This window comes from Ruegeria sp. HKCCD7296, assembly GCF_013110775.1.
In the GTDB taxonomy this organism is placed as follows: Bacteria; Pseudomonadota; Alphaproteobacteria; order Rhodobacterales; family Rhodobacteraceae; genus Ruegeria.
Genome location: NZ_WVRF01000002.1, coordinates 389,390 through 414,354 on the forward strand (window position 1 = coordinate 389,390; position 24,965 = coordinate 414,354).

Genomic DNA, 24,965 nt, shown 5'->3' on the forward strand with positions numbered 1-24,965 from the left:
AGCACGGGTAACTGTGCCAGGGTTCTTTTTATGGTTGAGCTTAATCTCCAAAATTTCACAGCCGCTTCTCCGATCCCCGCTCCCGGATTTCGAAAACCGCTGGGCACCTGTCTGGTAGAAGCCGAAACTCTGACGCAGTCGGAACTCGACCACGCCTTGCATTTGCAATCCCAGCAAAACGCGCCTTTGGGCGAAATTTTGGTGGGTGAAGGATTTGCCACCCGGCAAGACATCTTGCATGCCCTGTCTGTCCAGTCCGGCTGGCAGATTGCGAACTTGGAACAGATCCCGCCCATGCCGGGGCTGTGCGACCTGAAACCAGTTGGCTTTTGGTTGAAACACAACGTCATTCCGTGGATGCGCGTGGGCCCGCTTCTGTTGGTTGCGACAGCGCGTCCGGATCGGTTTCCAGCTGTCACAAACAACATGCGGGATTGCGACTACACGATCATTCCAGTTCTTGCGGCTTCTGATCAGATCGACCGCACTATTGCCCGACAGTTTTCGCGCCCTTTGGCAGAGGCTGCAGAAACACGGGTTGATGCGGATCAGAGTTGCCGCAACTGGACGATTGGGTCGCGCATCGTACCGTCTGTTTCAGCGCTTGGAATTATTGCGTTGTTTTTTGCTTTCCCGTGGTTTGTGTTGGCGACCCTGCTTGCCGCGGCTGTGGGAACTTTAATTCTCTTTGCTGTTCTTCGCCTTGCCGGTACTTTTGCCTATTTGCGCCACAGCTTTCGTCAGAAGCCAGAAGCGTCTGATGCAGCTGTCACCCTGCGACAACCCTGCGTTTCGATCATGGTTCCCCTTTACAAAGAACGCGAGATTGCGAATGCGCTTGTCCAACGGCTCAAACGCCTGACCTACCCCAAGGCGCTCTTGGACGTTATCTTGGTGCTGGAAGAAAAAGATGAGGTCACGCGCGCAACTTTGGCGAAGATTGACCTGCCCAGCTGGATGCGGATTGTCGAGGTGCCAGAATTGGACGGGCTGACCACCAAGCCGCGCGCCATGAACTATGCCTTGGACTTTTGCCGCGGCGACTATGTGGGTGTCTGGGACGCCGAAGACGCACCGCAGCCGGATCAGATCGAACGGGTCGTCGCGCATTTTTCCCAGGCTCCGCCCGAGGTCGTGTGTCTTCAGGGCAGTCTGGATTACTACAACCCACGCACAAATTGGCGTTCACGCTGCTTCACCATCGAATACAACAGCTGGTTTCGCATCATTCTGCCCGGAATTGCGCGCTTGGGGCTTGTCATCCCGTTGGGTGGGACAACGTTTTTCTTCCGTCGAGACAAGCTGTTGGAATTGGGAGGCTGGGATGCACACAACGTGACCGAAGATGCTGACCTTGGCGTTCGGCTGTGCCGGGCCGGATACCGAACCGAACTGGTGGACACTACAACTTATGAAGAGGCAAATTTTCGCGCCTGGCCTTGGGTGAAACAGCGCTCACGCTGGCTCAAGGGCTTTATGGTGACGTATCTTGTGCACATGCGCTCAGCAAAAAGACTATTGCGCGATCTGGGCGCCGCGCAGTTTTTGGGGCTTCAGGCGTTTTTCCTAGGCACGCTGGGTCAGTTTTTGCTGGCCCCTGTTCTGTGGGTATTCTGGCTCTCAACGTTGGGGCTTTCCAATCCGCTGGCACCCGTTTTGCCACAGAATCTGACTACGGCGCTGGTGCTGTTGTTTTTGACGACTGAGGCGTTGAATATCTGCGTTGGCTGTCTTGCCGTTTCGGCACGAGAGCGGCGTTTTTTGTTGCCCTGGGTTCCCACCATGGCTTTGTACTACCCCTTGGGCGTGGTTGCAGCCTACAAAGCTCTGTGGGAGCTGGCAACGAATCCATTCTTCTGGGACAAAACCCAACATGGGCAAGCCAGCGAAGATCAGCCGCTGGCCTGATACTTATTTGTCGCGCAGGCTTGCGTCCTGTTTCAGGCGCGTCATGAACGCGATCGAGATATGATCCTTCAGCGCTCGAGCCGCTGCCTCTTCATCCCTTGCGGCAATGGCTTCGACAATGCCCTTATGCTCACTTTGGGCGATTTCACCACGCCCCTGCACCGCCAGAGAGGTGGTTGCCATCAACGCCATTGTGCGATGCACAAGATCAAGTTGCTGCACCAGATAGCGATTATGAGACGCCAGATGGATCTGTTCGTGGAAGCGCCGGTTTGCACGCGACAATGCCGACGGGTCATCAATCAGCTTGTCATCTTCGACGACCATCTCCTGCAGAACCTTGATCTCTTCTTCGGTCGCATGTTTGGCCGCAAGGCTTGCAGCCAACCCCTCCAGTTCCCGACGTACGATGTAAAGCTCGGCCATCTGGTTGTGATCCAGCGACGCCACGATCAGCGACCGACCGTCCCGTTCCAACAGTGACTGTGTCTCGAGCCGTTGCAACGCTTCGCGGATCGGCGTGCGTGACACTCCGAACCGTTCGGCCAGCTCGCTTTCCACCAGACGATCACCGGGTTTGTAGACACCCACGTCGATAGCTTCGAGTATCAGGCTATAGGCATCCTTGGTTGGGGATCGGGTCTGGCTCATGGGGTTCATTATCTCCTCGTTCGGACATGTCTATCCGTCCAAAGGGGGAACGATCAAGTAGAGCATTGAAAACACCGCGCCCGCGCCCTACACCCTGCTTATGGTCAAACCGGCTTTTTCTCATGTCACACAGTGGGTGTTCGATCTGGACAACACCCTGTACCCGCCACACATGCGTCTGTTCGATCAGATCGAGGTGCTGATGACGGACTATGTCATGCGGGCCATAGGTGTGGATCAAGCCGAGGCGGACCGTTTGCGGGCGCATTACTGGCGCGAATACGGCACCACGCTGGCCGGTTTGATGGCCGAACATGATCTGGACCCCGACCCGTATCTGCACGCAGTCCATCAGGTGGACATGAGCCATATGGACCCAGATGAAGACCTGGCCGATCACATACGCGCCCTGCCTGGGCGGCGCATTGTCTACACCAATGGCAGCGCCCCTTACGCTGAACGCGTGCTGAACGCGCGCGGCCTTTCCGGGTTGTTCGATGCAATCTATGGCGTTGAACATGCAGGCTATCGGCCCAAGCCCGAAAAAGCAGCCTTTGAGGCCATCTTTGCCCAGGATGGTATCCAAGCTGAAAAAGCCGCCATGTTCGAGGATGATCCGCGCAATCTGGCGGCTCCGCACGAGATGGGAATGCGCACAGTGCACGTGGCGCCTGACCCGCATGACGCAGATCACATCCACCATCACACGGACGATTTGACCGCGTTTCTGGCTCGCCTGCGATAGGCTGTCACACTGCGACGATCCGCACATTCTGCACCTGCATCCTCGTCCCTATATGCACGTCAGCGACGAACAGATGGAGACCTCAATGACCGCGATCGAGATGACCGGCCGCCTGCCGATTTGGCAGCGCCTTTTCTTTGCAATCCCTGTATTCGGATGGCTGGCCCGCGATGCGGTCAATGGCAAGGCCGAAGATCTGTATTACACCGCCGGTGCGATTTTCAGCATGTGGGGCTGTTCCATCATGTTGTTCGGCCTGCCCGGTCTCTTCATTCCTGCCCTGATGATGGTGCCGGTGATGTTTTTGATTCTCGTCCTTATTTCTCGGGGCTGAGGCACGGGACAGGATGTCACTTGGCGCTTGGGGTCGAACCGAACTAGGTTCTGCCCAAACCGATGAGAGGCGCCATGACTGACAGTTGTGACATCCTGATTTCCGGCGGCGGCATCGCCGGCTTGACCGCAGCAGCGGTTTTCGGAACAGCAGGCTTTGACGTGACCTGCGTGGACCCGACCCCTCCGATCACTGAGCGGGATGTGGACGGATCGGACCTGCGCACCACTGCCTTTCTGCAGCCCGCGCACGGATTGCTCGAACAGTGCGGGCTTTGGGCGCGTCTGGACGCTCATGCAGCGCCTTTGCAAATCATGCGTATCGTAGACGCAGGCGGTGACGTGCCCGAACCGCGCGTTGTGCGCGATTTCAATGCCGCCGACATTTCTGATCAACCCTTTGGTTGGAACTTGCCCAACTGGCTGCTGCGCCGGGAAATGGTGGCGCGACTGGCAGAACTTCCCAATGTCGATTTCCGCCCCGGCACAGGTACGACCAGCCTATTCACCCGCACCGCCGAAGCCCGCGTTGGGCTGAGCGATGGCAGCCGCGTTCGGTGTAACCTGGTGCTGGCCGCCGATGGCCGCAATTCGCCCATGCGCGATGCCGCCGGGATATCGGTTCACACAACACGGTATGGCCAGAAAGCGCTGGCTTTTGCCGTCACCCACCCCATTCCGCATGAAAACGTTTCAACCGAGATTCACAGATCGGGCGGGCCGTTCACGCTAGTCCCCTTACCCGATTGGCAAGGGCAGCCGTCCTCAGCCATTGTCTGGATGGAGCGTGGTCCGAAGGCAATCGACCTTCTGAACCTCGAGCCTGAAGCATTTGAGGCCGCAATGACCGAACGATCCTGCGGGTTGTTTGGCCCCTTGAAGTTGGCGTCGCGCCGGACGATCTGGCCTATTATCAGCCAGTCTGCTGAGCGGCTGGCTGGCGAACGCATTGCCCTTATGGCCGAAGCGGCGCATGTGGTGCCGCCGATTGGCGCTCAGGGGTTGAACATGTCTTTGGGTGATCTGCGCTGTCTGCTGGATTTGGCACAGGCCCGTCCCGAAGGATTGGGCGATGCTCAGATGCTGGATGCATACCACAAGGCCCGCCATACCGAGGTCGAAATGCGCGTCAGGGGCATCGACCTGTTGAACCGCGCCTCGATGATCGAGGCGCGTCCGTTGCGTGACGCACGGGCCATGGGGCTGAGCGCGCTCTATTCTCTGCCGCCCGTACGCAAGACACTGATGCAGATGGGCCTTGGCGTCCGCTAAGGCCCGGTTCGTTTACAGAACCTGATCCAGCACCCGTTTCAAGCGCGCAATGGTTGCGTCCACATCATAAAGCTTGTCGAGCCCGAACAGACCCAGGCGGAAGGTGCTGAACCCCTCGGGTTCATCACATTGCAGGGGCACGCCAGCAGCAATCTGCATCCCCAGCGCTGCAAATTTCTTGCCGCTCTGAATGTCGGGGTCCGAAGTGTAGCTGACCACAACGCCGGGCGCGCCAAAACCGTCAGCAGCTACTGAAACGATGCCCTTGTCCTTCAGCATTGCCCGCACACCATCTCCCAACGCCCATTGCGCCGCGCGCAACTTTTCGAACCCATAGTCTTTGGTCTCAGCCATGGTATCGCGGAAAGCCAACAATGCGTCCGTGGGCATGGTTGCATGATAGGCATGACCACCGTTTTCATACGCCTGCATAATCTGACGCCACTTTTTCAGATCAACCGCAAAGCTGTCGGAGTTGGTCTCTTGCAACCGGGCTTCGCCCCGCTCGGACAACATGACAAGGCCAGCACAAGGCGATGCGCTCCACCCTTTTTGCGGGGCAGAAATCAGAACATCGACACCTGTCGCCTTCATGTCCACCCAGGCGCAACCGGATGCGATGCAATCCAGTACCATCAATGCTCCGACCTCATGCGCCGCATTAGCCAGCGCGGCCACGTAATCATCCGGCAAAATGACTCCTGCCGATGTTTCGACATGCGGGGCAAAGACAACACCCGGCTTTTGTGACCGAATGGCTTCGACAACTTCGTCAATGGGTGCGGGCGCAAACGGCGACGGGCTGGAATTGCCTGTCTGACGCGCCTTCATAACCGTGGCACTCTGCGTCAGGGCCGCGCTTTCAATGATTTGACTCCATCGGTACGAGAACCACCCGTTCCGAACCACCAAAACATCCGTCCCCCGCGCAAACTGACGGGCGACGGCTTCCATGGCATAAGTACCGCCGCCGGGAATGACCGCAACGCCGTCTGCGTTGTATACCCCCTTCAACATGTCCGAGATGTCCCGCATGACCTGCTGGAACTTCTGGGACATATGGTTCAGCGAACGATCGGTGAATACCACCGAAAACTCTTGAAGTCCGTTCGGGTCAACGGTGTCCAACAACGCAGGCATTCTTGATCCTTTCCAAAACTCTTCCGAGAACCTGATCGTTTTGCCTTTGCCCGTAAAGTACTTTCGCGACAAAAAGTGACGTTACGGCATGTCACACAGATTTGTACAAATCTGCGCCAAATCTCGCCAACACCACCACATTTGACGCCAACTAGTGTCACCTTCCCCTTTACACTTCTAATTGCTTCTGAACAGATGCACACACTTTATACTTGAAGGGATAATTCTACCCGTGACTATACAAAAGCGGATCAGCTTCCAGTCCGTTCGAGACGAAGTTAAACGACGTATTGAAAGCCGTGTCTGGCCACAAGGGTCTCTTTTGCCAACGGAAACACAGTTGGCAGACGAATTTAATTGCGCGCGTGCCACAGTGAACCGCGCCCTGAGGGAATTGGCCGATCAGGGGTTCGTCGAACGCAAGCGTAAAAGCGGAACGCGGGTCAAGAAAGAACCCAGCAAACACGCCAAGCTTGAATTCTCACTCGCACGACAGACGATCGAAAGCCAGAACGCAACCTATCGGTATGCTCTGGTCGAGCGGAACGTGGTGGAAAGCCCTCGCTGGCTGTCTTCACAAATAGATATTTCTCGTGACAAGCGCGTGTTGCATGTCACCTGTATGCACTACGCGGACAACCGACCGTTTCAATTGGAAGAACGCTGGATCAATATCGATGCAGTTCCAGAAGTGGAAGATGCCGACCTGTGCGCACAGGGCCCACATGAATGGTTACTGAATGCCGCGCCGTTCACCGAAGCTGAAGTTGCATTCTGCGCCATTTCTGCCGATGCAAAACTGGCAGAGTTCATGGGGACGACGACCGGCACATCGATGATTCAGATGGAGCGCACCACCTGGAAAGAGGACAAGCCGCTGACCTTTGCCCGGATGACACATCATCCCGGCTACTGTATCCGCACCAAATACTGAGGCGTTTCAGCCAAGGGGCCCAGGCAAGCGTTCTTCGCTGAGCAAAACGTTTGCTTCAACATCCCCTGCACCGGGCAACGTCATGATTCGACGTCGTAATACGCGCTCAAAGTCAGACAAGTCCCGCGCAACAACGCGCAGGCGATAGTCATATAGGCCCAACACGTGCTCGACTGTCTGGACCTCGGGGATGGCACTCACCGCGCGCTCGAAGTCCTCAAGATTGATCTGCCCTTTGCGGCCAAGTTTGATACCCAGAAACACCGTCACCCCGAAACCCAACGCGTCGGCGTTCAGACGCAAGCGCCGCCCCTTGATAACTCCTGCTTCCTCCAGTCGCCGGATTCGGCGCCAGGTGGCCGGTTGCGACAATCCAAACCTGCGACCCAAGGCACCGGCACTCTGTGTCGCGTCCTGTTGCAGAACACGCAGCAAGCGTCGATCAATCTCATCCAACTCGATCATACAGGTAACACCTCATCGCTTTTGACCCGCGCGATGTGCATCAGCGCCTCGATATCGGCGATATGGGGCAAGGTCAGGATACGGTCGCGATACAGTAGTTGGTAATGGTTCATATCCTTCGCGATGACCGACAGTCGCACGTCCACCCGACCCAGAAAGGTCTGGATCTCGACCACCTCCGGCACATTTCTCGCCGCTTCGGTGAAATCGTCAAAGGCACGCGCCTGTGTCTTGTCCAGAGTAACGCGAAGCGAAACTTCGACCGCATAGCCCATGGCAACCCAGTCAATCATGGCCTCTTGTCCTTGTATGATCCCGGCCGCCTGCATCTTTTCAATCCGCCGCCAACAGACCCCAGCGCTGATCCGGCACAGATCGGCCAGCTCCGCAGTGGTCAGGCTTGGGGTAGCCTGAAAATGACGCAAGATGCGACGATCAATGTCATCAAGCATGATTTTTTCACATTTTGTAGTTTTGAAGAATTATTCTTCACCTTTTTCACAAAAACTCAAGCTCAACACTATCGCCAATACGCGATCAGGCATGTAAAACCGCCGCAATCTAACCAGAAAGGACCGGCGAAATGCGCGTCTATTACGATCGCGATTGCGATATCAACCTGATCAAAGACAAAAAAGTGGCCATCCTGGGCTATGGCTCGCAGGGTCACGCCCACGCGCTGAACCTGCGTGACTCGGGTGCCAAGAATCTGGTCATCGCCCTGCGCGAAGGTTCGCCTTCGGCCAAGAAAGCCGAAGCGGAAGGTCTGGAAGTCATGGGCATCGCCGAAGCGGCGGCCTGGTGCGACGTCATCATGTTCACCATGCCCGACGAGTTGCAGGCTGAAACCTACAAGAAATACGTCCACGACAACATCAAGCCGGGTGCTGCGATCGCGTTCGCTCACGGCCTGAACGTCCACTTCGGCCTGATCGAGCCGAAAGAAGGCGTCGACGTCATCATGATGGCCCCCAAAGGCCCCGGCCACACCGTACGTGGCGAATACACCAAAGGCGGCGGCGTGCCCTGCCTGGTCGCCGTTGACAATGACGCGACAGGCAAAGCGCTGGAAATCGGCCTGTCCTACTGCTCGGCCATTGGTGGCGGTCGCTCGGGCATCATCGAAACCAACTTCCGCGAAGAATGCGAAACCGACCTGTTCGGTGAACAAGCCGTTCTGTGCGGCGGTCTGGTCGAACTGATCCGCTGCGGCTTTGAAACGCTGGTCGAGGCCGGTTACGCGCCAGAAATGGCCTATTTCGAGTGTCTGCACGAAGTGAAGCTGATCGTTGACCTGATCTACGAAGGCGGCATCGCCAACATGGATTATTCGATCTCGAACACAGCCGAATACGGTCAGTATGTGACCGGCCCGCGCATCCTGAAATACGACGAAACCAAAGCGCGTATGAAAGAGGTTCTGAACGACATCCAGCAGGGTAAATTCGTTCGCGACTTCATGCTGGAAAACGCCGTGGGCCAGCCGACCATCAAAGCGTCGCGCCGCGCGAATGACGAGCATCAAATTGAAGAAACCGGTGCCAAGCTGCGCGGCATGATGCCGTGGATTTCGGCCGGCAAAATGGTCGACAAAGAAAAGAACTAAGCCTGACCTCTGTCAGCACAAGGGCGGCCCCGGTGGTCGCCCTTTTTCGTTTGCACAAAAAAGCGGCGCAGCACATAAACACCCGGTCAGATTAACCTTTTTTCAGTTTCACGCAGCCCCGACAGGAAAACCGATGGTGCAACAGCCAACAAAACAGGATTGGAGCGGTGTCTTCACGCTGGGCCTGATCTGGGGCGCGACCTTCATGGTCGTGGCCATGGCGCTTGAAGGCTACGGCCCGATCACGGTCGCGACCTCTCGGACAACTCTGGGCGCTGTGACCCTGCTGCTTTTGATGTGGGTGACCGGTCGCAAACTGCCGGTTCTGACACCCGCTCTTAGCACTTCGATTGTGCTTATCGGTGTCCTGTCCACGGCCGTGCCTTTCATGCTGCTGAGTTGGGGGCAGCAGTTTGTACCATCCGCCTTTGCAGGGCTGTCTATGGCAGCTGTTCCGCTGATGGTGCTGCCGCTGGCCCACTTCTTCTCGGATGAACCCCTGAATCTGCGCCGTTTTCTGGGGGTGTGCCTTGGGTTTTCAGGCGCATTGGTGCTGATCGGCCCCGGCCTTGCACAATTGGGCCAAGGGGCAGAGCCCCTCGCGCAGCTGGCCTGCATCACGGCAGCCCTGTGTTACGCAAGCTCATCTGTGCTGACCCGACGCTGTCCACCTGTCGACCCTTTGGTTTTGGCTGCCCTGACGCTGGTTGTAGGAGCTATGCTTCTTCTGCCCATAATGCTGGTCACCGAAGGTCTGCCAACGTGGCAAGGGCCACGCCCGACGATCGCTTTGATTGTGTTGGGATTGGTCCCAACCGCTTTTGCCACCCTCTTGCGCGTGTCGATCACCCGCAGCGCCGGATCGGTCTTCCTAACATTGGTGAACTATCAAGTGCCGATCTGGTCGATGGTGTTCGGCGCATGGATCCTGTCCGAGGCCCTGCCCCTGCGCTTTTACATTGCCTTGGGTCTGATCCTGACCGGCATGGCGATCAGCCAATGGTTCAGCCTGCGCAAGGTTTTGCTCGGACGTTAACCCGTAGCAGCTTCGACCTCGGCCACGATGCTATCGACAACTTGTGTCAGCAGCCTGTCGTCTTCGCACTCGGCCATGACCCGGATCAGAGGCTCGGTCCCGGATTTGCGGATCAGCAACCGGCCCTGCCCGTTCAAACGCGCTTCGGCATCGGCAATGGCAGCCTGGACGCTCTGAACCTCCAGCGGGGTTTGACCGCTTGCATAGCGCACGTTTTTCAGCAACTGCGGCACCGTTTCGAACTGTTTCGACAGATCCGACGCCTTACGCCCCGATAGAACCATTTCCGCCAGAAAATGCAGACCGGCCATAAGTCCGTCACCGGTGGTGGCATAATCGCTCATCACGATATGGCCGGATTGTTCACCGCCAAGGTTGAACCCGCCTTCCCGCATCCGCTCAACCACATAGCGGTCGCCAACGGCCGTGCGCTCCAGACGCAGCCCCTGCCCTGTCAAGTGGCGTTCGAGGCCCAGATTGGACATCACCGTCGCCACCAGGGCATCGCCCTTCAGCTGGTCCGATTTCTTCCATGCCGTCGCCAGCAATGCCATTAGCTGATCGCCATCGGCCACTTGACCGGTTTCATCAACCACAACAACCCGGTCTGCATCGCCATCCAGACAGATGCCGACATCTGCCCCATGGGCCACAACCGTTTCTGCGGCCAGTTGCGGCTTTGTCGATCCGCAATTGAGGTTGATGTTCTTGCCGTTGGGCGCAACACCAACTGGAATGACATCAGCGCCGAGCTCCCACAGGACCTCGGGCGCAGTGCGGTGGGCCGCACCGTTTGCGCAATCGATGACCACTTTCAGACCATCCAAACTCACGTCACGGGGCAAGGACGACTTAACACGCTCGCCATAGCGGAACCGCGCATCATCTACACGACGCGCCCTGCCGATATTCTGCGCCTGCGCGGGCCGGACGCCTTCGTCGATCAGTTTTTCGATCTCGATCTCTGCCTGATCGGACAGCTTATAGCCATCGGGCCCAAAGAACTTGATGCCATTGTCTTCTGCCGGATTATGGCTGGCCGAGATCATAACCCCCAAGTCAGCGCGCATGGACCGCGTCATGAGCCCAACAGCAGGCGTTGGTACGGGCCCCAGAAGCAGCACGTTCATACCCGTCGAGGTCAGACCCGCCGTCAGCGCGTTTTCCAGCATGTAACCGGACAGACGTGTATCTTTACCGATGACAACCCGGTGCACACCTGTCGCGTCGCGGCGAAAGTAACGCCCAACCGCAGCCCCGATGCGCAAGGCCATTTCCGCCGTCATCGGATGCGTGTTGGCGGTGCCCCGCACCCCGTCAGTTCCGAACAGCTTGCGCATACGTGTCACTCCGTGATTTGTCGTGAGACCGGATTACCGGACAGCAGCCCACAGGCGCAAGGCCTGAGAGGTCTCGGCCACGTCGTGCACGCGAATGATTTGCACGCCCTGAGACAATCCTGCCAAAGCCACCGCAATTGATCCCGGTGCACGCGCCGTCTTGCACGGCTCTTGCCCAATCGAACCAATGAAACCTTTGCGTGACACGCCCAGCAGGATCGGGCAGCCCAAACCGTGAAACAGGCTGAGATTCCGCAGCAAGGTCAGATTGTGGTCTTCGGTCTTGCCGAAGCCAATCCCTGGATCAACAATGATCTGATCGCGGCTGAGGCCAAAGTCCTTTAGCAGAGCAATCTGGTTCTCCAGAAAGTCATACACATCCAGCAGTACATTGTCGTAGTGCGGATTGTCCTGCATCGTGGCCGGGTCGCCCTGCATATGCATGACACAAACAGGTGCGCCCTGCGCCGCACAAAACGGTGCCAGATCAGCGTCAAAGGTAAAGCCTGAGACATCGTTCACCAGTCCGGCCCCGGCATCGCAGGCAGCTTTGGCCACACTGGCCTTGCGCGTATCGATCGAGATCAGAGCGTCCGTTTCTGACCGTATCGCTTCGATCACAGGGCGGGTGCGGGCAATCTCTTGTTCGGCGGGAACAAAATCTGCACCTGGGCGCGTGGATTCCCCACCGATATCCAGAATGGTCGCCCCTTGCGTAACCATTCCAGCAGCGGCCATACGGGCGGCTTCCGCCGAGCTGTGGACGCCGCCATCCGAAAAACTGTCTGGCGTGGCATTCAGAATGCCCATGATATGCGGCACCTGCATGTCCAGACCTGCAATGTCTGCCCGCGCCTGGGTCAAACGGTCCAGATGGTCTGAAGGAACCTCTGATACCGCAACAATCTCACGGTCCCCCCCGCGCCGCAGAGCTTCAACATGGGTAAACCAGAGCGATTGCCCTGCCAGCGGAACGGCACCTGCAGGGCGGGCCGGGCCATTTTGAACCAGTGGCCTGTAGTAAACACTCACAGCAGGGCCTGATCCACGGCAACGGCGCGCAAAGGCGTTTTGGGTTCTTTCGGCAATGCCCCGCCGATCACCAGCATTTCGCTGGCTTCAAAGGTCGCAGCGAACCAGGCAGCAAGGGCTACAGCATCCGATGGTGCGGCAGACGGGCCATCCACAGCGTCCAAAACGATCTTTGAAGGGGCCCAGACGCAAATCTGGCCGTTCTTCATCGCCCAATCCAGTTCCGTCCGGGTCGAAACCACAACACAACGGTGATCTCGTGCCGCCAGAACCCAAGCATTCTGCTCAATGGCCAGCAAATCAATACGGCGCTGCGTCATCGCGTGGCCAGTTTGGGGCGCAGCCAAATCCGACGCCCCAACGCAAAGGATCAATGGACGCTGACGGTTTTCCAACTGGTCAATCCAACCGGTCAGGTTGTCCGAGGAAATGGCTTCGTTCGACAGGTACACAAGGCGCGGATGCGGGCGTTCTTCCTCGACCACGTCGTGATGAACCGAGTCCTTTCCGCGCACGATTTCGACCCCCAACGCACCCGGACCACGATCCAGCTTTTCGATGCGAACAAAAACCCTTACGGCTTGGTGTTCGAGCAAGATGCGTTCGGCCACACGCTCGGCCAGCGTCTCAAGCAGGTTCAATCTTTCTGCGGCCAACTCAAATGCAATTGCTTCGGTGACGCGATCATAGGACAGGATGCGGTCCACGTCGTCGTCAATTTCGGCGGCCAGCGGGCGCACCTCGACCACGATATTAAAACAAATCCTTTGGGTGGTTCCTCGCTCAGCCTGAAAAGCACCGATCTCAACTTCGACGATGTGGTCGCGCAGCGAAATCCGATCCAGCGGCCCCCGGGTTGAGGTTGCCTCGGATCTCTCGGACGGGTGTGCGAATGCCAGGCGGATTTCAGAACTCATAGGTCAGGCCTTTTTGGGCTCGTTGCAAAGTATGCCTACTATAGGCGTTGCCGGGGCCTATAGCACTTATACAAACGCCATTCCAACCGCCGATTGCGGCGTCAGGTGACCCGAAACCAGCTCATCATACCGGATGCGGCGTGTCCTAGCATATGGCAATGCAACAGCCAGTCCCCCGGATTGTCCGCGACCAAAGCGATCTGACGAGTCTGCCCTCGTCCAACCAAAACAGTGTCCCTCCAGGGGCCAAACGACCCATCACCCAGAATCAGCCTGAAGTGATGACCATGCAAATGCATCGCGTGCGGAAATGCCGTTTCATTTACGAATTCAACACGGTGCAGACTGCCGATTTCTGCATCCAGAAACGGATCCTTAGGGCGTTCAGCACGGCCATTTAGCGCCCAGAACCGGCCAAGCTGCGCCAACTCTTGCCCCGACAATTCAGTTTCACCAAGTCTGGCGCCTTCCAACCATCGCATCGCGCCGCCTTGCAAAACCATTCTGTGCAAAGGCGCGTCTTCAATATTTTTTATTTCCGGCAAAGGGTTAGGCGGCAATGCTGACACGCTCTGCCTTTGCGCCTTTGCTGCATCGCCTGTAACGTCGAAACGCGCCAGACCAAAGGCACCGTCCCTTTCCACACTAACGAGACTTGCTGTATCACCTTCGGTGACAACGTCGACAATCAGATCCGCACGCTGTGCAGGCGCCAGTGGAAACGATCCTGACAGTTCCAACGGAGTTTCCAGCGGCATACCGTCCAAAGCAACGATCCACCCGGACAGACCATCAATATCCAGATCATAGATCCTGGCGTTAGAGGCATTGATCAAGCGCAATCGAAGCCGTTGATGTCTTTGCACAGAAAACGCTGGATCAAACGACCCGTTTACGGTGACGATATTGCCAAGCCGACCTGCGTGGCTCAGGTCATGGCCGTTGCCGAAATCGTCTGTTATCTGAGCCGTTTCCGGGTCTAACCGCCAATCATCCAGCATCAGTATCAGGTCCTGATCGACATCTGGCGTTTGTGCCTCCTCGACGATCAGCGGCCCGTAAAGGCCCCGTGCAACCTGTTCCATTGACCTGTTGTGCGCGTGATACCAATACGTACCCGCATCAGGAACGACAAAGTCGTAATCAAATGAACGGCCCGTTTCGACCACATCCTGCGTTAGGCCCGGCACACCATCCATCGAATTGTCTATGCGGATTCCGTGCCAATGGACCGAAGTCGGCTGGGGTAGCGCGTTCAACAGTTGGCGCTGAACGCGCGCGCCCTGCCCGACCCTTATGGTGGTTCCCGGAACAGTGCCATCGAAGCTCCAAACTGTGGTGTCAGGAAACCCGTCGGGCGCAACGCGCTGCTGCGCCTCGCGCGCCTCGAGCATCAGATATCCGGCCCGGGCCGCAAACGGCAACAGAGACGCTGCCGCCGCAGTTTTAAGTATGTGCCTTCGAGTAAATAGCATTACGGGCCTCCTGGCCCGTAATATAGACTGCAACTTGCATCGCGCCACCAAGCTTCCAGCGCGGGTGCGTCAATCAGTTGCTCGCTGTCCGGTAGTTGTGGCGATAGAAGATATGCACACCAATCCGCGCGGTCTGTTTGTAGACACGTGACCACGATGGACGAACTGCAGTGGTGTGGTAATGGGTTGCCCCTTCGGTCAGTTCTTTTGCGACGCCATCAATCGCCGCACGGGCCACTTTCGACACGCGCTCATAGGCTTTCTGTTCGTGGATGACCTCTTTGCGGCCATCGCACGTGTATGTGAATTGGCACTGGTATTTTTTCCCTGTGCCTTGGCGGATGACACCGCACAACGAATCCGGGAAACGACCGCTTTTGACACGGTTCAGGATCACTTCAGCCACAGCGAACTGACCGCGGACGCTTTCACCACGCGCTTCAAAATACAACGCCTCGGAAAGGCACTTCCAGTTGTCGTCACCAGCTGCTTTAGGTTGCTGATCAAGCCAATCCTTGGAATAGGTCACTTCAACAGGCTCAGCGGCTTTACGCGGCTGGAACAGCTGGAAATAATCGCGAAACCGTTGGCCAGGCAATTCGTTACGGGCCACAAGCTCTTGCTTTGCGGTTTCGGTTGCTTCCCTCTCGGCGAAGGACGCACTTGGCAGCACGGTTGCCGCCAATGTGGCAGCAGCCAGTATATAACGTAGCATCAGATAACCTCGCACAGGCACTTCACGCGCCATACCCTCCCCCGGCGGGCGCGACGAGGCATCTAACGCAACCAGACGCAAAGGTCCAGCCTTTTGAAAAAAGCAAGTGGAAAATCGCCCGTCGCGAAGAATTACTTCGCCCACGAGTGACCATGTACCCCACTAATCCTTGGGATACCTGGTCCTGTCAACCCCCAAGTCTGGACGAAATCGCCAGTTGAGCGGCAGCCAGCCGAGCCACCGGAACCCGGAACGGAGAGCACGACACGTAGTCAAACCCCAAATCCCGGCAAATGGCGATTGATTCGGGGTTTCCGCCATGTTCGCCGCACACAGACAGGGTCACGTCAGGTTTTGCAGCGCGCCCTCTTTCCGCCCCCAGTTTCAACAATTCCCCCACCCCATCGGGGTCAAGGACATGAAACGGGTCTTCACCAAAGACACCCTGTTGCACATAGGCCGACATGAATCGACCGGCATCGTCCCGCGACAGGCCATAGGTCATCTGCGTCAGGTCGTTTGTACCAAAACTCATAAATGCCGTTTGTGGGGCGATCTCTTCCGCGCGCAAACAGGCGCGTGGGGTTTCGACCATTACGCCCAGCCGATAGTCGAACTCCTGCCCCTGTTCCGACGCAACAGCCGCCGCGACCGAGTCGATGCGGGATTTGACCAACTCAACCTCGCGCTTTGCCGAAACCAGTGGGATCATCACCTCGGGCACGACCGCGGCACCGTTCTGGCGGGCCTCCAGCGTGGCTTCAAATATTGCGCGCGCCTGCATGTCATAGATTTCGGGAACGGTCACACCCAGTCGGACGCCACGCAGGCCCAGCATCGGGTTGTACTCGCTCATGGCCGCAACCCGCCGCTCAACATCCGAGACTGGTAAGTCAAGCGCTTCGGCCAGTTCCCTTTGCCCGCTGCGGGTGGTGGGCAAAAACTCGTGCAACGGAGGGTCGAACAGTCGAATGCAGACAGGCTTACCTTCCATGATCCGGAAAAGTTGCACGAAATCTTCGCGTTGCATTGGCAGCAGGCGTTCCAGTACTGCCGCCCGACCGGACGAGGTTTGTGCAAAAATCATTTCGCGCATCACGATCAGACGACCAGGATCAAAGAACATATGCTCGGTCCTGCACAGGCCGATCCCCTGTGCCTCGAAATTCCGGGCTGTTTGCGCATCCGCAGGCGTGTCAGCATTGGCGCGAATATCAATGTCACGCTCTGCATCGGCCCAGGCCATAAGCGTCTGAAAACAATCGTCCAGCGCCGCCTCGAGCATCGCAGGCTGCCCTGCCAGAACCTGGCCCGAGCTGCCATCGATGGTCAGAACATCGCCGGTCTTGAAGACACGCCCATCCTGAGCGGTCAGCATCTTTTTCTTTGTTTGAAACCGCATGTCGGACGCGCCGACGATACAGGGCAAACCAAGGCCGCGCCCGATCACTGCCGCGTGGCTGGTCATCCCGCCTTTTTCCGTCAACACAGCCACGGCCGCATGCATCCCGCGTACATCCTCGGGCGAGGTCTCGCGGCGCACCAGAACACAGGCTTCACCACGCGCGGCACTGGCCTGCGCCTCAGCCGAGGTGAACACGATCTTGCCGGTCGACGCACCGGGACTGGCCCCGATGGCCGTCGTCAGCACGTCGCGCTTGGCGTCAGGGTGCACCTGACGGTGCAGTAATTCGTTCAGCGCATGAGGGTCCACACGCATGACCGCCTCTTGCTGCGGGATTATGCCATCCTCGGCCAGTCGCACTGCGATCCGCATGGCCGCACGGGCGCTGCGCTGCACCCTCACGCCGTCCAGAATGTGTACGTCACCATTTTGAATGACGAACTCAACCTGCATCTCTTCGCGCAGCTTTTCGCGCATCAAAGCGGCTTGTTCCTTGAGTTCTGCAAAAGCCTTTGGCGCCACTTCCTCAAGCGATGGTCCGCGCGGGTCTTTCTCCAAGAACAGCGCGGCAACGTCTTCGCCCAGAGCATCCCGACCCTGACTCTGGCTCAGGTAGCGTCCGGTGATCTGCGGCATCCCGGTTGTGGAATCGACCAGTTGCAAGACACCGGAACCACATTCCCCTTGCCCTACACCGGGGATCATCTCTTGAATGACCAGCCCAAGCCCGGCATCCGCCGGAGCCCCTTTGGCCTGCCGCAACAAGCGCGCCGAGGTTCCATCCCATGCGCGCGCCATCGACCGCAGAACACCGATCAATTGCTCTCCGCGATCCTGTGGAAAGGCTTCATCGGTTTCGTCTTCATAGGCCCGCAACGACTGGCTCAGACCTTCACTCCCGTCCAATTCGATGTCATCGAACAGATCGGGGTCCAGACGCGCCACGTGGATTGCATAGCTTTGCACAAATCTCAGATACAGCGCCGCTGCAGCCTCGGCCCCCATGGTTTCGGAAAGGTCCACATAGCACGCATCGTTCATTCCGATGTTCAGAACCGCACCGGGCCCGCCCCAATCCGGGTCTTCGGAACTGGGCCGAACGCATAGCAACGTCGTCGGGTCAAACTGTTCCAGGATCGCGGCCAGATCCGGAATTTCGCCTTCGGCGATTTGATGTACGGACTCAAAAGACAGGGCAACCGTGCGCGGCACCGGTAGGTCGAGGCGGACCAGCCGTTGCAAACACTTGGCCCGCCCGCCATGAGTGTTCGCCATGACAGGAGCGTCGGACGTTATGAGCGTAGTATGCGGATTATTCTGCACTGCAGCACCTTTTGGTTTGCGTGCAGCATAAGCGGTTGCGCCTTTCGCGCAAGGGTGTTGTGGGCGCGCATTTGCAGCGCGCCCAGTTATTTAGCCCTCAATCCGGGTCAGATCAGCCACGCTGGAACAGACCTGGCGGATCTGGCTAAGTAGGTTCAGACGGTTACGCCGGACAATGTCATTGTCGGTGTTGACTTGTACATCCTCAAAAAATGCATCTACCGGTCCGCGCAGCGCAGCCATGGCGGCCATTGCGGTCGGGAAATCCTCGGCCTTCAACGCCGGTTCGATCTGCGCCTGCGCCTGATCCAACGCCGCGAACAGCGCCTTTTCGCTGTCTGTCTCGGCAAATTTCACATCCGCACCATAGGAGTATTCGACCCCGTCCTTCTCTTCGGCCTGCGTCAGAATGTTGTTGGCGCGCTTAAAGCCCTGCACGAGGTTTTCGCCGTCCTCGGTCGCGATCACCGCGTTCAGAGCACAGGCGCGTTTGACCAACAGGTTGAGGTCGTCATTGCCATCCATCGCGATACAGGCGTCGATGATGTCGTGACGGATGCCCTCGTCGCGGAGGAAGACTTTGAGGCGATCGTGGAAGAAGGAGAGGAGGTCGTCTGACGTGTCAGGTATTTTCTTTTCCAGGCTCAGGAAATCGCTATTGGGCAGCTCTCCCAGTTTCTCTTTAAACGTCTGGAAAGCCGCGCCAAATACGCCATGCTCTGCAATTTCGTCCAACAGATCATTGATGCTTTCAGACCTCAATGCATTGTTTGAGGCGCTTTCCGCCCGCACCAATTGACTGTCAAAGTATCTGTCCAAGTGAAGTCGCAAATTGTTATCCAGCACCAACCGAATAATCCCCAACGCCGCACGGCGCAGCGCAAACGGGTCTTTCGAGCCGGTCGGCTTCTCATCTATCGCCCAGAACCCAGTCAACGTGTCCAGCTTGTCGGCCAGCGCCACGGTCACCGACGGCGGTGCAGTCGGTACGTCGTCCGATGGACCCAGCGGCGAGTAGTGTTCCTGCGCCACGGCGGCCACGGCGGCGTCTTCGCCTGCGGCTTCGATGTAATAGCGTCCCATAAGCCCCTGAAGCTCAGGGAATTCATAGACCATCTCAGAACTCAGATCGGCCTTGGCCAGACGCGCGGCTTTCTCGGCCTGATCGGTATCCGCACCGGTCACCGGGGCCAGTTCGCGGGCTAGCGCGGCGATACGGTCGATCCGTTCGGCCTGTGTGCCCAGCTTGTTGTGGAAGGTTACATTCTCAAGCGCACGGGTCCATTGGGCGATGTCCGATTTGGCGACACGCAGGTCGTTCTCCCAGAAGAATTTCGCATCCGCCAAACGGGCCGACAGCACCTTCTGGTTCCCTGCCAGAATGGTCGCGCCATTGTCGGCGGTTTCGCGGTTTGCAACCGTGATGAACCGTTCGATCCGACCCGTTTTAGGGTTCTTCACGGAAAAGAACTTCTGGTGTTCCTTCATCGAGGTTTGCAGCACCTCAGGCGGCAGGTCGAGGAATTCGTCGTCGATCTGCCCCATCAGCACCACCGGCCATTCAACCAGCCCGGCGACCTCTGCCAGCAGGCCCCTGTCTTCGACCACCTCCAGTCCGGCGGCAAAAGCCATGTTCTGGGCGTCGTTCCAGATATGCTCGGCCCGTTCGTCGGGCGACAGCACGACAAAGGCGCGTTTCAATTGGGCGGCGTAATCGTCAAACGACGATACCGAAAACCGGTTCGGCGCCATGAAGCGGTGGCCTGCGGTTGTGTCCCCAGATGTGATGCCCTCAACCTCAAGCGGCACGACCTGCGCGCCTGCCTCATCATTCAGGATGCACAGGATCGAATGTAACGGACGGACCCAACGCAAAGGGCCATTGCCCCACCGCATGGATTTGGGCCAGGGGAAGTTGCGGATGGTGGTTTCCAGCACCTCAGCCACAATGTCAGCCGCCGGGCGACCCGCCTTTTCGATGGTCGCAAAGTAAACTGCACCTTTGGGCGTGTCGCGCTCTTCCAACTGATCGCGGGTCAGGCCAGCGCCACGCAGGAACCCTTCGATAGCTTTGTCCGGCGCGCCAACTTTAGGGCCTTTGCGTTCCTCGCGGATCGTTGGGCTTTCCGCCAGCAGGCCTTCGACCGCCAGCGTCAGGCGACGCGGCGTGGTCAAGGCAGCGGCCCCAGCATAGGTCAAACCACCCTCAACCAAACCATCGGTGATCCGCTTTTTCAGGTCCTCACCGGCGCGGGTCTGCATGCGCGCGGGGATCTCCTCGGAAAACAGTTCGATCAGCAGGTCAGGCATTGTCGGTCCTTAGAAATTGACGATCGTCTGAATGACGATGGCATTAGCGATATCCACAAAGAAGGCGGATACAAGGGGGAGCACGATAAAGGCAATAGGAGATGGGTCATATCGCCGTGTCACACCGGTCATATTTGCAAAAGCGGCGGGTTTCAGGACCAGCCCAGCAAGGTTATTCAGCTGTCAGGACGCTCAGGACACTCTTCTCCGACGACGGTGCCGTCATAGGCCTTTTCGCCACAATTGTTCAAAACGTGCCAAACAAAGCCTTTGCCTTCTTGGGTAACAGCCACGATGCGATCCACACCGTAATGCACGTTTTTCTGACCAATGAACGCCTGCGCCTTGCCTGATTTCAAGTCATCAGCCAGGGCCACTGCATCGTAACAGTCAAACCAACCCGGAGCCGTCAGCGGCTTTGCCTCATCCGCTGTCAGGTAGGTGGCCCGCAACTCTTCCAGCGCAGCATCGGTTTCAAAACAGGCGCGATACCGGATAGGAGAGCTGTCTGCGTCGATGGCCTGAAAGGATGTATACGAAATAGCCACCGAGGGCTGGGCCGCGTCGATCGACAGAAACACATCCTCACCCGGAATGGGCTCAACTTCATAGTAATACCCGTAGACCTGAAGGTAATACATGCCAGCGCCTGCAACAGCCGCAGACATGAGCAGGATGATTGCCAGAATTTTTCCAGTCATCTTTCGATGCTTCCCCTTATGCAGGTACTTCCAAGTGTTTCAGAAATAGGCCACGTTTCTCCGCAGAACAGAACGAACCGAGGCGAACCTTATGGAATCCACTCTTGCCGTTGGATTTTTCGGCGCACTTTTTGCCATTATGAACCCAGTGACGAACCTGCCCGTCTTTCTGAGCGTGACGCAGAATCTGTCGGCATCCGATCAGCGCAAGGTTGCGGTTAAGACGTCCCTCTATTGCCTGATCCTTGGCGGGGCGTTTGCAGCTGTCGGCAGTCAGGCGCTGGGCTTGTTCGGAATAACGGTTGACCATTTGAGAGTCGCGGGTGGTCTGGTCGTCTTGATGATCGGTTTGAACATGTTGAACGGCAACGAAAGCAGCTCGCACCATGGAACCGATGACGAGAAAGAAGAATATCCGGCGGCTGAAACCGTCGCCTTCTACCCTTTGGCCTTTCCCATTCTTGTTGGCCCCGGAACCATCACGACCTTGATCCTGTACGCACATCACGTGAAAAAACCTGTTGAAGCAATTGTTTTTGCAGGTGTATTCCTTGGCGTCGTCGCCCTTTTGCTGATCACGTTCTGGAATGCGGCATGGCTGGCTGAACGCCTTTCTGGCAACGCGCGCGTGATCATGAGCCGCTTCATGGGCATGATCTTGTCGGCAATCGCGATCAGTATGATCGCTGACGGCCTGAAAGCGTTGTTGCCGGGGCTGGCCTGATTGGCCCATCAGGCTTGGAACCCAGCCGCCTCGGTCTGAACGAACGCATCCGCGCATCGTTTCGCCAGTGCTCGTACACGGCCGATGTAGGCCTGTCGTTCCGTCACCGAAATCACGCCCCGCGCGTCCAGCAGGTTAAAGATATGGCTGGCCTTGATGCATTGATCATAGGCCGGGTGCGCCATGATGATGCGCTTACCGGTTTTTGGATCATCATGCTCTTGTGACAGAATGGCGGCGCATTCGGCCTCGGCCTCTTCGAAATGACGCAGCAGAACTTCGGTGTCGGCCACGTCAAAGTTCCAGCGGGCGTATTCCTCTTCGGTTTGCTTGAAGATGTCACCGTATGTCAACGGGCTGGGGGACTGCGGATCATTGAACGGCATGTCCATCACATGGTCGACACCCAGCACATACATGGCCAGACGTTCCAGACCATAGGTCAGCTCGCCCGAGACAGGCGCACAATCATGCCCGCCGACCTGTTGGAAATAGGTGAACTGGCTGACTTCCATTCCATCACACCAGACTTCCCAACCCAATCCCCAGGCACCCAAGGTGGGGCTTTCCCAGTCATCCTCGACAAACCGGATGTCATGCAGGTCCATGTCGATGCCGATGGCCTCGAGGCTGCCCAGGTAAAGCTCCTGCAGATCGGGCGGGCTGGGTTTGATCAGAACCTGATACTGATAATAATGCTGCAACCGGTTGGGGTTTTCGCCGTAACGCCCGTCGGTCGGACGGCGCGACGGCTGAACATAGGCCGCGGCCCAGGCCTTGGACCCCAGCGCCCGCAGAGTGGTCGCGGGATGGAACGTCCCTGCCCCGACCTCCATGTCATAGGGCTGCAGAATTGCGCAGCCCTTAGAGGCCCAATAGGTCTGAAGCCGCAGGATAATCTCCTGAAATGAACGCGGTGCGCTGTTCGGTTCGGTCATAGCATTCCCTCTGGGCATCCTTGCGCCCGGTTCCGGTCGGTTTGGCCCTTCCTATGCAAGGGGCCAAGGGGCGTCAACGGGGCTTTGGTGCTTGGCTGTATCTGCGCGGCCACACCGCAAATTCCCCGTATTCGCGGCATGGCAATTGGCACCTGAAATCGCGTATTCTGCGCCAAAGCACAAACATTGCAGAACACAGGCAGACAATGACACGCGTATTTAAAGCATTTCTATTATTTCTTGTGGTCGGCCTGCGCGCCGCTTCCGCGCAGCAAGACCCTGGCGTATGGGTTCAGATCGAAGCGCAGCCGACGCTGCAAGAGGCTCAGGAACGCGCGCAGGCTTACGCCCGCGCCTTGCCGGATGTGAACGGCTTCAGACTGAACAGCGGATGGTATGCGGTCGTGATCGGCCCCTATGCGCGGCCGGATGCCCAACAGGTGCTGAGGGTCTATCGATCCGAGGGTCAAATCCCCCGTGACAGCTTCATCGCCTTTTCCAGCGGACTGGGGCAGCAATTTTGGCCCGTCGGCGCAAACGTACTGAATCGCGGCACCATAGCGGCACCCGTCGCGCCTATTGCTCAGGCCGAAGACACCCTGACAATCGCACCCACTCAGGACGCGGATGAAACCCGCGCTCAGGCCCTGCAATCCGAACGTTTGCTGACCGCGCAAGAGCGCAAGGATCTGCAAACTGCGTTGCAGGCAGAAGGGTTTTACAACTCGACCATCGACGGGGCCTTCGGTCAGGGAACGCGCCGTTCAATGGGCGATTGGCAACGTTTCAATGGGTACGAGGCAACCGGTGTGCTGACAACTGCACAGCGCAAAGCCTTGATAGACGACTATAATGCGCCACTGACAAGTGTTGGGATGGCCCAATACAAGGATGACGCGGCTGGGATCACGATGGACCTGCCTTTGGATGCTGTCCGCTTTGATCGCTATGAAGCCCCCTTTGCCCACTTCAACAGCGCATCTGACCTGAACGCAAAGATACTCTTGATCAGTCAGGACGGCGACAAGCGCACGCTGCGCGCCTTGTATGAGGTCATGCAATCGCTGGAAATCGTTCCGCTTAACGGCCAGCGCGAGTTGAGAGGAGACCGCTTTACCCTTGAAGGGCGCGGCAATGGCGTTGTGTCCTTTACGCAAGCGCGCCTGACAGACGGCCAGATCAAAGGCTTCACTTTGGTCTGGCCCGAAGGGGACGAGGCGCGCCGCCTGCGGGTTCTTTCGGCTATGGCCTCCAGTTTTACCACCACAGACAAGGTGCTCGACGCTGCTGCAGGTGCAGACGCCGCACAAAGCATTGATCTGATGTCCGGCCTGCAAATCCGTAAACCGCGCCTTTCCCGTTCCGGTTTCTTTGCGGATGAAAAGGGAACCGTTCTGACAGTTTCGGAAGCCGTCGAGAATTGCACGCGGATCACTCTGGACGGGGATCAGGAGGTGCAGCTTGCCAAGGCCGATAACGACATTGGCGTTGCGGTTTTGCGTCCAACCAAGGCGCTGGCGCCGATGAGCGTGGCCGCTTTCAGCGCTGCCCTGCCGCGTCTTCAATCCGACGTCGCGGTTTCGGGCTTCTCCTATCAAGGGGCTTTGGGTGCCCCGACTCTGACATATGGGCAAGTCGCCGATGTGCGTGGCCTGAATGGTGAGACAGGTGTTAAACGCCTGGCCTTGAACGCGCAGCCCGGTGATGCAGGCGGCCCGATCTTCAATGACAGCGGCAATGTGGTCGGGATGCTGCTGCCCACACCATCCGAAGGGCGCAGCCTGCCGGCTTCGGTCAGTCTGGCGGCCACGAACGAGAGGCTGACAGAAATCCTAACTCAGGCTGGCGTGTCCGGTCTGTCCAGCGAAGAAACCACACAGATTTCGCCCAATGAATTGAGCCGTCGCGCAACAGGCATGACGGTTCTGGTGCACTGCTGGGAATAAACCGCAGCCACCAGCAAGTTTCCAAGCGCCGCGCACCCGCGCGGCGCTT

General features: G+C 57.7%; 22 protein-coding genes and 1 pseudogene. 9 read left to right on the plus strand and 14 right to left on the minus strand.

Annotation, left to right across the window (positions count from 1 at the left end; all coding sequences use genetic code 11):
• Positions 1–30: 30 nt before the first annotated feature.
• Positions 31–1,908, plus strand: coding sequence for a glycosyltransferase family 2 protein (locus GS632_RS04580; RefSeq protein ID WP_171721356.1), 1,878 nt, complete (start codon positions 31–33; stop codon positions 1,906–1,908).
• 3 nt (positions 1,909–1,911) lie between these two features.
• Here GS632_RS04580 and GS632_RS04585 read toward each other — a convergent pair whose 3' ends face one another.
• A complete protein-coding gene (locus tag GS632_RS04585; protein WP_171174686.1) occupies positions 1,912–2,559 on the minus strand; it encodes a GntR family transcriptional regulator in 648 nt (215 codons plus the stop codon).
• A gap of 100 nt (positions 2,560–2,659) precedes the next feature.
• Between GS632_RS04585 and GS632_RS04590 the strand changes: the two genes are divergently transcribed.
• The 3 genes from GS632_RS04590 to GS632_RS04600 all read left to right on the plus strand — a co-directional run bounded on the left by GS632_RS04590 (position 2,660) and on the right by GS632_RS04600 (position 4,909).
• Complete coding sequence (locus tag GS632_RS04590; protein WP_171234048.1) at positions 2,660–3,304, plus strand: pyrimidine 5'-nucleotidase; 645 nt, start codon at positions 2,660–2,662, stop codon at positions 3,302–3,304.
• Between the two features lie 85 nt (positions 3,305–3,389).
• Positions 3,390–3,638: a hypothetical protein gene (locus GS632_RS04595; RefSeq protein WP_171091130.1), complete on the plus strand. Its 249-nt coding sequence runs from the start codon at positions 3,390–3,392 to the stop codon at positions 3,636–3,638.
• Between the two features lie 74 nt (positions 3,639–3,712).
• Positions 3,713–4,909: a UbiH/UbiF family hydroxylase gene (locus tag GS632_RS04600; protein ID WP_171237391.1), complete on the plus strand. Its 1,197-nt coding sequence runs from the start codon at positions 3,713–3,715 to the stop codon at positions 4,907–4,909.
• A gap of 12 nt (positions 4,910–4,921) precedes the next feature.
• Here the strand turns inward: GS632_RS04600 and GS632_RS04605 are convergent, their stop codons facing one another.
• Positions 4,922–6,049 (minus strand): aminotransferase class V-fold PLP-dependent enzyme, encoded by a 1,128-nt coding sequence (locus GS632_RS04605; RefSeq protein ID WP_171174693.1) that lies wholly within the window; start codon positions 6,047–6,049, stop codon positions 4,922–4,924.
• A 232-nt stretch (positions 6,050–6,281) separates the two neighbouring features.
• Here GS632_RS04605 and GS632_RS04610 point away from each other — a divergent pair, with 232 nt between their 5' ends.
• Positions 6,282–6,983, plus strand: a complete 702-nt coding sequence (locus GS632_RS04610) for a GntR family transcriptional regulator (RefSeq protein WP_171619306.1) — start codon at positions 6,282–6,284, stop codon at positions 6,981–6,983.
• A gap of 6 nt (positions 6,984–6,989) precedes the next feature.
• Here GS632_RS04610 and GS632_RS04615 read toward each other — a convergent pair whose 3' ends face one another.
• Both GS632_RS04615 and GS632_RS04620 read right to left on the minus strand, forming a co-directional pair.
• Positions 6,990–7,448: an Lrp/AsnC family transcriptional regulator gene (locus tag GS632_RS04615; protein ID WP_171237389.1), complete on the minus strand. Its 459-nt coding sequence runs from the start codon at positions 7,446–7,448 to the stop codon at positions 6,990–6,992.
• Positions 7,445–7,900 carry an Lrp/AsnC family transcriptional regulator gene (locus GS632_RS04620; RefSeq protein ID WP_171234043.1) on the minus strand — a complete coding sequence of 152 codons (456 nt, stop codon included), beginning with the start codon at positions 7,898–7,900 and terminating at the stop codon, positions 7,445–7,447. Before GS632_RS04620 ends, GS632_RS04615 begins: the two co-directional genes overlap by 4 nt.
• A gap of 131 nt (positions 7,901–8,031) precedes the next feature.
• Between GS632_RS04620 and ilvC the strand changes: the two genes are divergently transcribed.
• Together ilvC and GS632_RS04630 are read left to right on the plus strand one after the other, a co-directional pair.
• Positions 8,032–9,054: a ketol-acid reductoisomerase gene (gene ilvC / locus GS632_RS04625; RefSeq protein WP_171174700.1), complete on the plus strand. Its 1,023-nt coding sequence runs from the start codon at positions 8,032–8,034 to the stop codon at positions 9,052–9,054.
• 133 nt (positions 9,055–9,187) lie between these two features.
• Entirely contained in the window at positions 9,188–10,090 is a 903-nt protein-coding gene (locus GS632_RS04630; protein WP_171174703.1) for a DMT family transporter, read from the plus strand.
• Here the strand turns inward: GS632_RS04630 and glmM are convergent.
• From glmM to GS632_RS04670, 9 genes and pseudogenes are all read right to left on the minus strand, one after another.
• Positions 10,087–11,430, minus strand: a complete 1,344-nt coding sequence (glmM, locus tag GS632_RS04635) for a phosphoglucosamine mutase (RefSeq protein WP_171174706.1) — start codon at positions 11,428–11,430, stop codon at positions 10,087–10,089. The two genes, GS632_RS04630 and glmM, sit on opposite strands and share 4 nt — an antisense overlap.
• A 33-nt stretch (positions 11,431–11,463) precedes the next feature.
• Entirely contained in the window at positions 11,464–12,462 is a 999-nt protein-coding gene (gene folP, locus GS632_RS04640; RefSeq protein WP_171237388.1) for a dihydropteroate synthase, read from the minus strand.
• The gene (locus GS632_RS04645) at positions 12,459–13,379 is read right to left on the minus strand and encodes a dihydroneopterin aldolase (protein ID WP_171237387.1); all 921 of its coding nucleotides are present in this window, start codon (positions 13,377–13,379) and stop codon (positions 12,459–12,461) included. Before GS632_RS04645 ends, folP begins: the two co-directional genes overlap by 4 nt.
• A 101-nt stretch (positions 13,380–13,480) precedes the next feature.
• Positions 13,481–14,854, minus strand: coding sequence for a multicopper oxidase family protein (locus tag GS632_RS04650; RefSeq protein WP_171237386.1), 1,374 nt, complete (start codon positions 14,852–14,854; stop codon positions 13,481–13,483).
• A gap of 73 nt (positions 14,855–14,927) precedes the next feature.
• Positions 14,928–15,569: a cell wall hydrolase gene (locus GS632_RS04655; protein ID WP_171174713.1), complete on the minus strand. Its 642-nt coding sequence runs from the start codon at positions 15,567–15,569 to the stop codon at positions 14,928–14,930.
• Between the two features lie 187 nt (positions 15,570–15,756).
• Positions 15,757–18,249, minus strand: coding sequence for a putative PEP-binding protein (locus GS632_RS04660; protein WP_171174715.1), 2,493 nt, complete (start codon positions 18,247–18,249; stop codon positions 15,757–15,759).
• 138 nt (positions 18,250–18,387) lie between these two features.
• Positions 18,388–20,607: a glycine--tRNA ligase subunit beta gene (gene glyS / locus GS632_RS04665; protein ID WP_171237385.1), complete on the minus strand. Its 2,220-nt coding sequence runs from the start codon at positions 20,605–20,607 to the stop codon at positions 18,388–18,390.
• Between the two features lie 9 nt (positions 20,608–20,616).
• Positions 20,617–20,757, minus strand: a pseudogene (locus GS632_RS22070) (sodium/glutamate symporter); the annotation flags it as partial.
• Positions 20,758–20,783: 26 nt separating this feature from the next.
• A complete protein-coding gene (locus tag GS632_RS04670) occupies positions 20,784–21,308 on the minus strand; it encodes a DUF6446 family protein (protein WP_171237384.1) in 525 nt (174 codons plus the stop codon).
• 91 nt (positions 21,309–21,399) lie between these two features.
• Between GS632_RS04670 and GS632_RS04675 the strand changes: the two genes are divergently transcribed.
• Positions 21,400–22,032: a MarC family protein gene (locus GS632_RS04675; RefSeq protein ID WP_171237383.1), complete on the plus strand. Its 633-nt coding sequence runs from the start codon at positions 21,400–21,402 to the stop codon at positions 22,030–22,032.
• An 8-nt stretch (positions 22,033–22,040) separates the two neighbouring features.
• Here the strand turns inward: GS632_RS04675 and GS632_RS04680 are convergent, their stop codons facing one another.
• Positions 22,041–22,970, minus strand: a complete 930-nt coding sequence (locus tag GS632_RS04680) for a glycine--tRNA ligase subunit alpha (RefSeq protein WP_171721355.1) — start codon at positions 22,968–22,970, stop codon at positions 22,041–22,043.
• Between the two features lie 206 nt (positions 22,971–23,176).
• Between GS632_RS04680 and GS632_RS04685 the strand changes: the two genes are divergently transcribed.
• On the plus strand, positions 23,177–24,916 hold the full coding sequence (locus GS632_RS04685) for a serine protease (protein WP_171721354.1): 1,740 nt from the start codon (positions 23,177–23,179) through the stop codon (positions 24,914–24,916).
• Positions 24,917–24,965 lie beyond the last annotated feature (49 nt).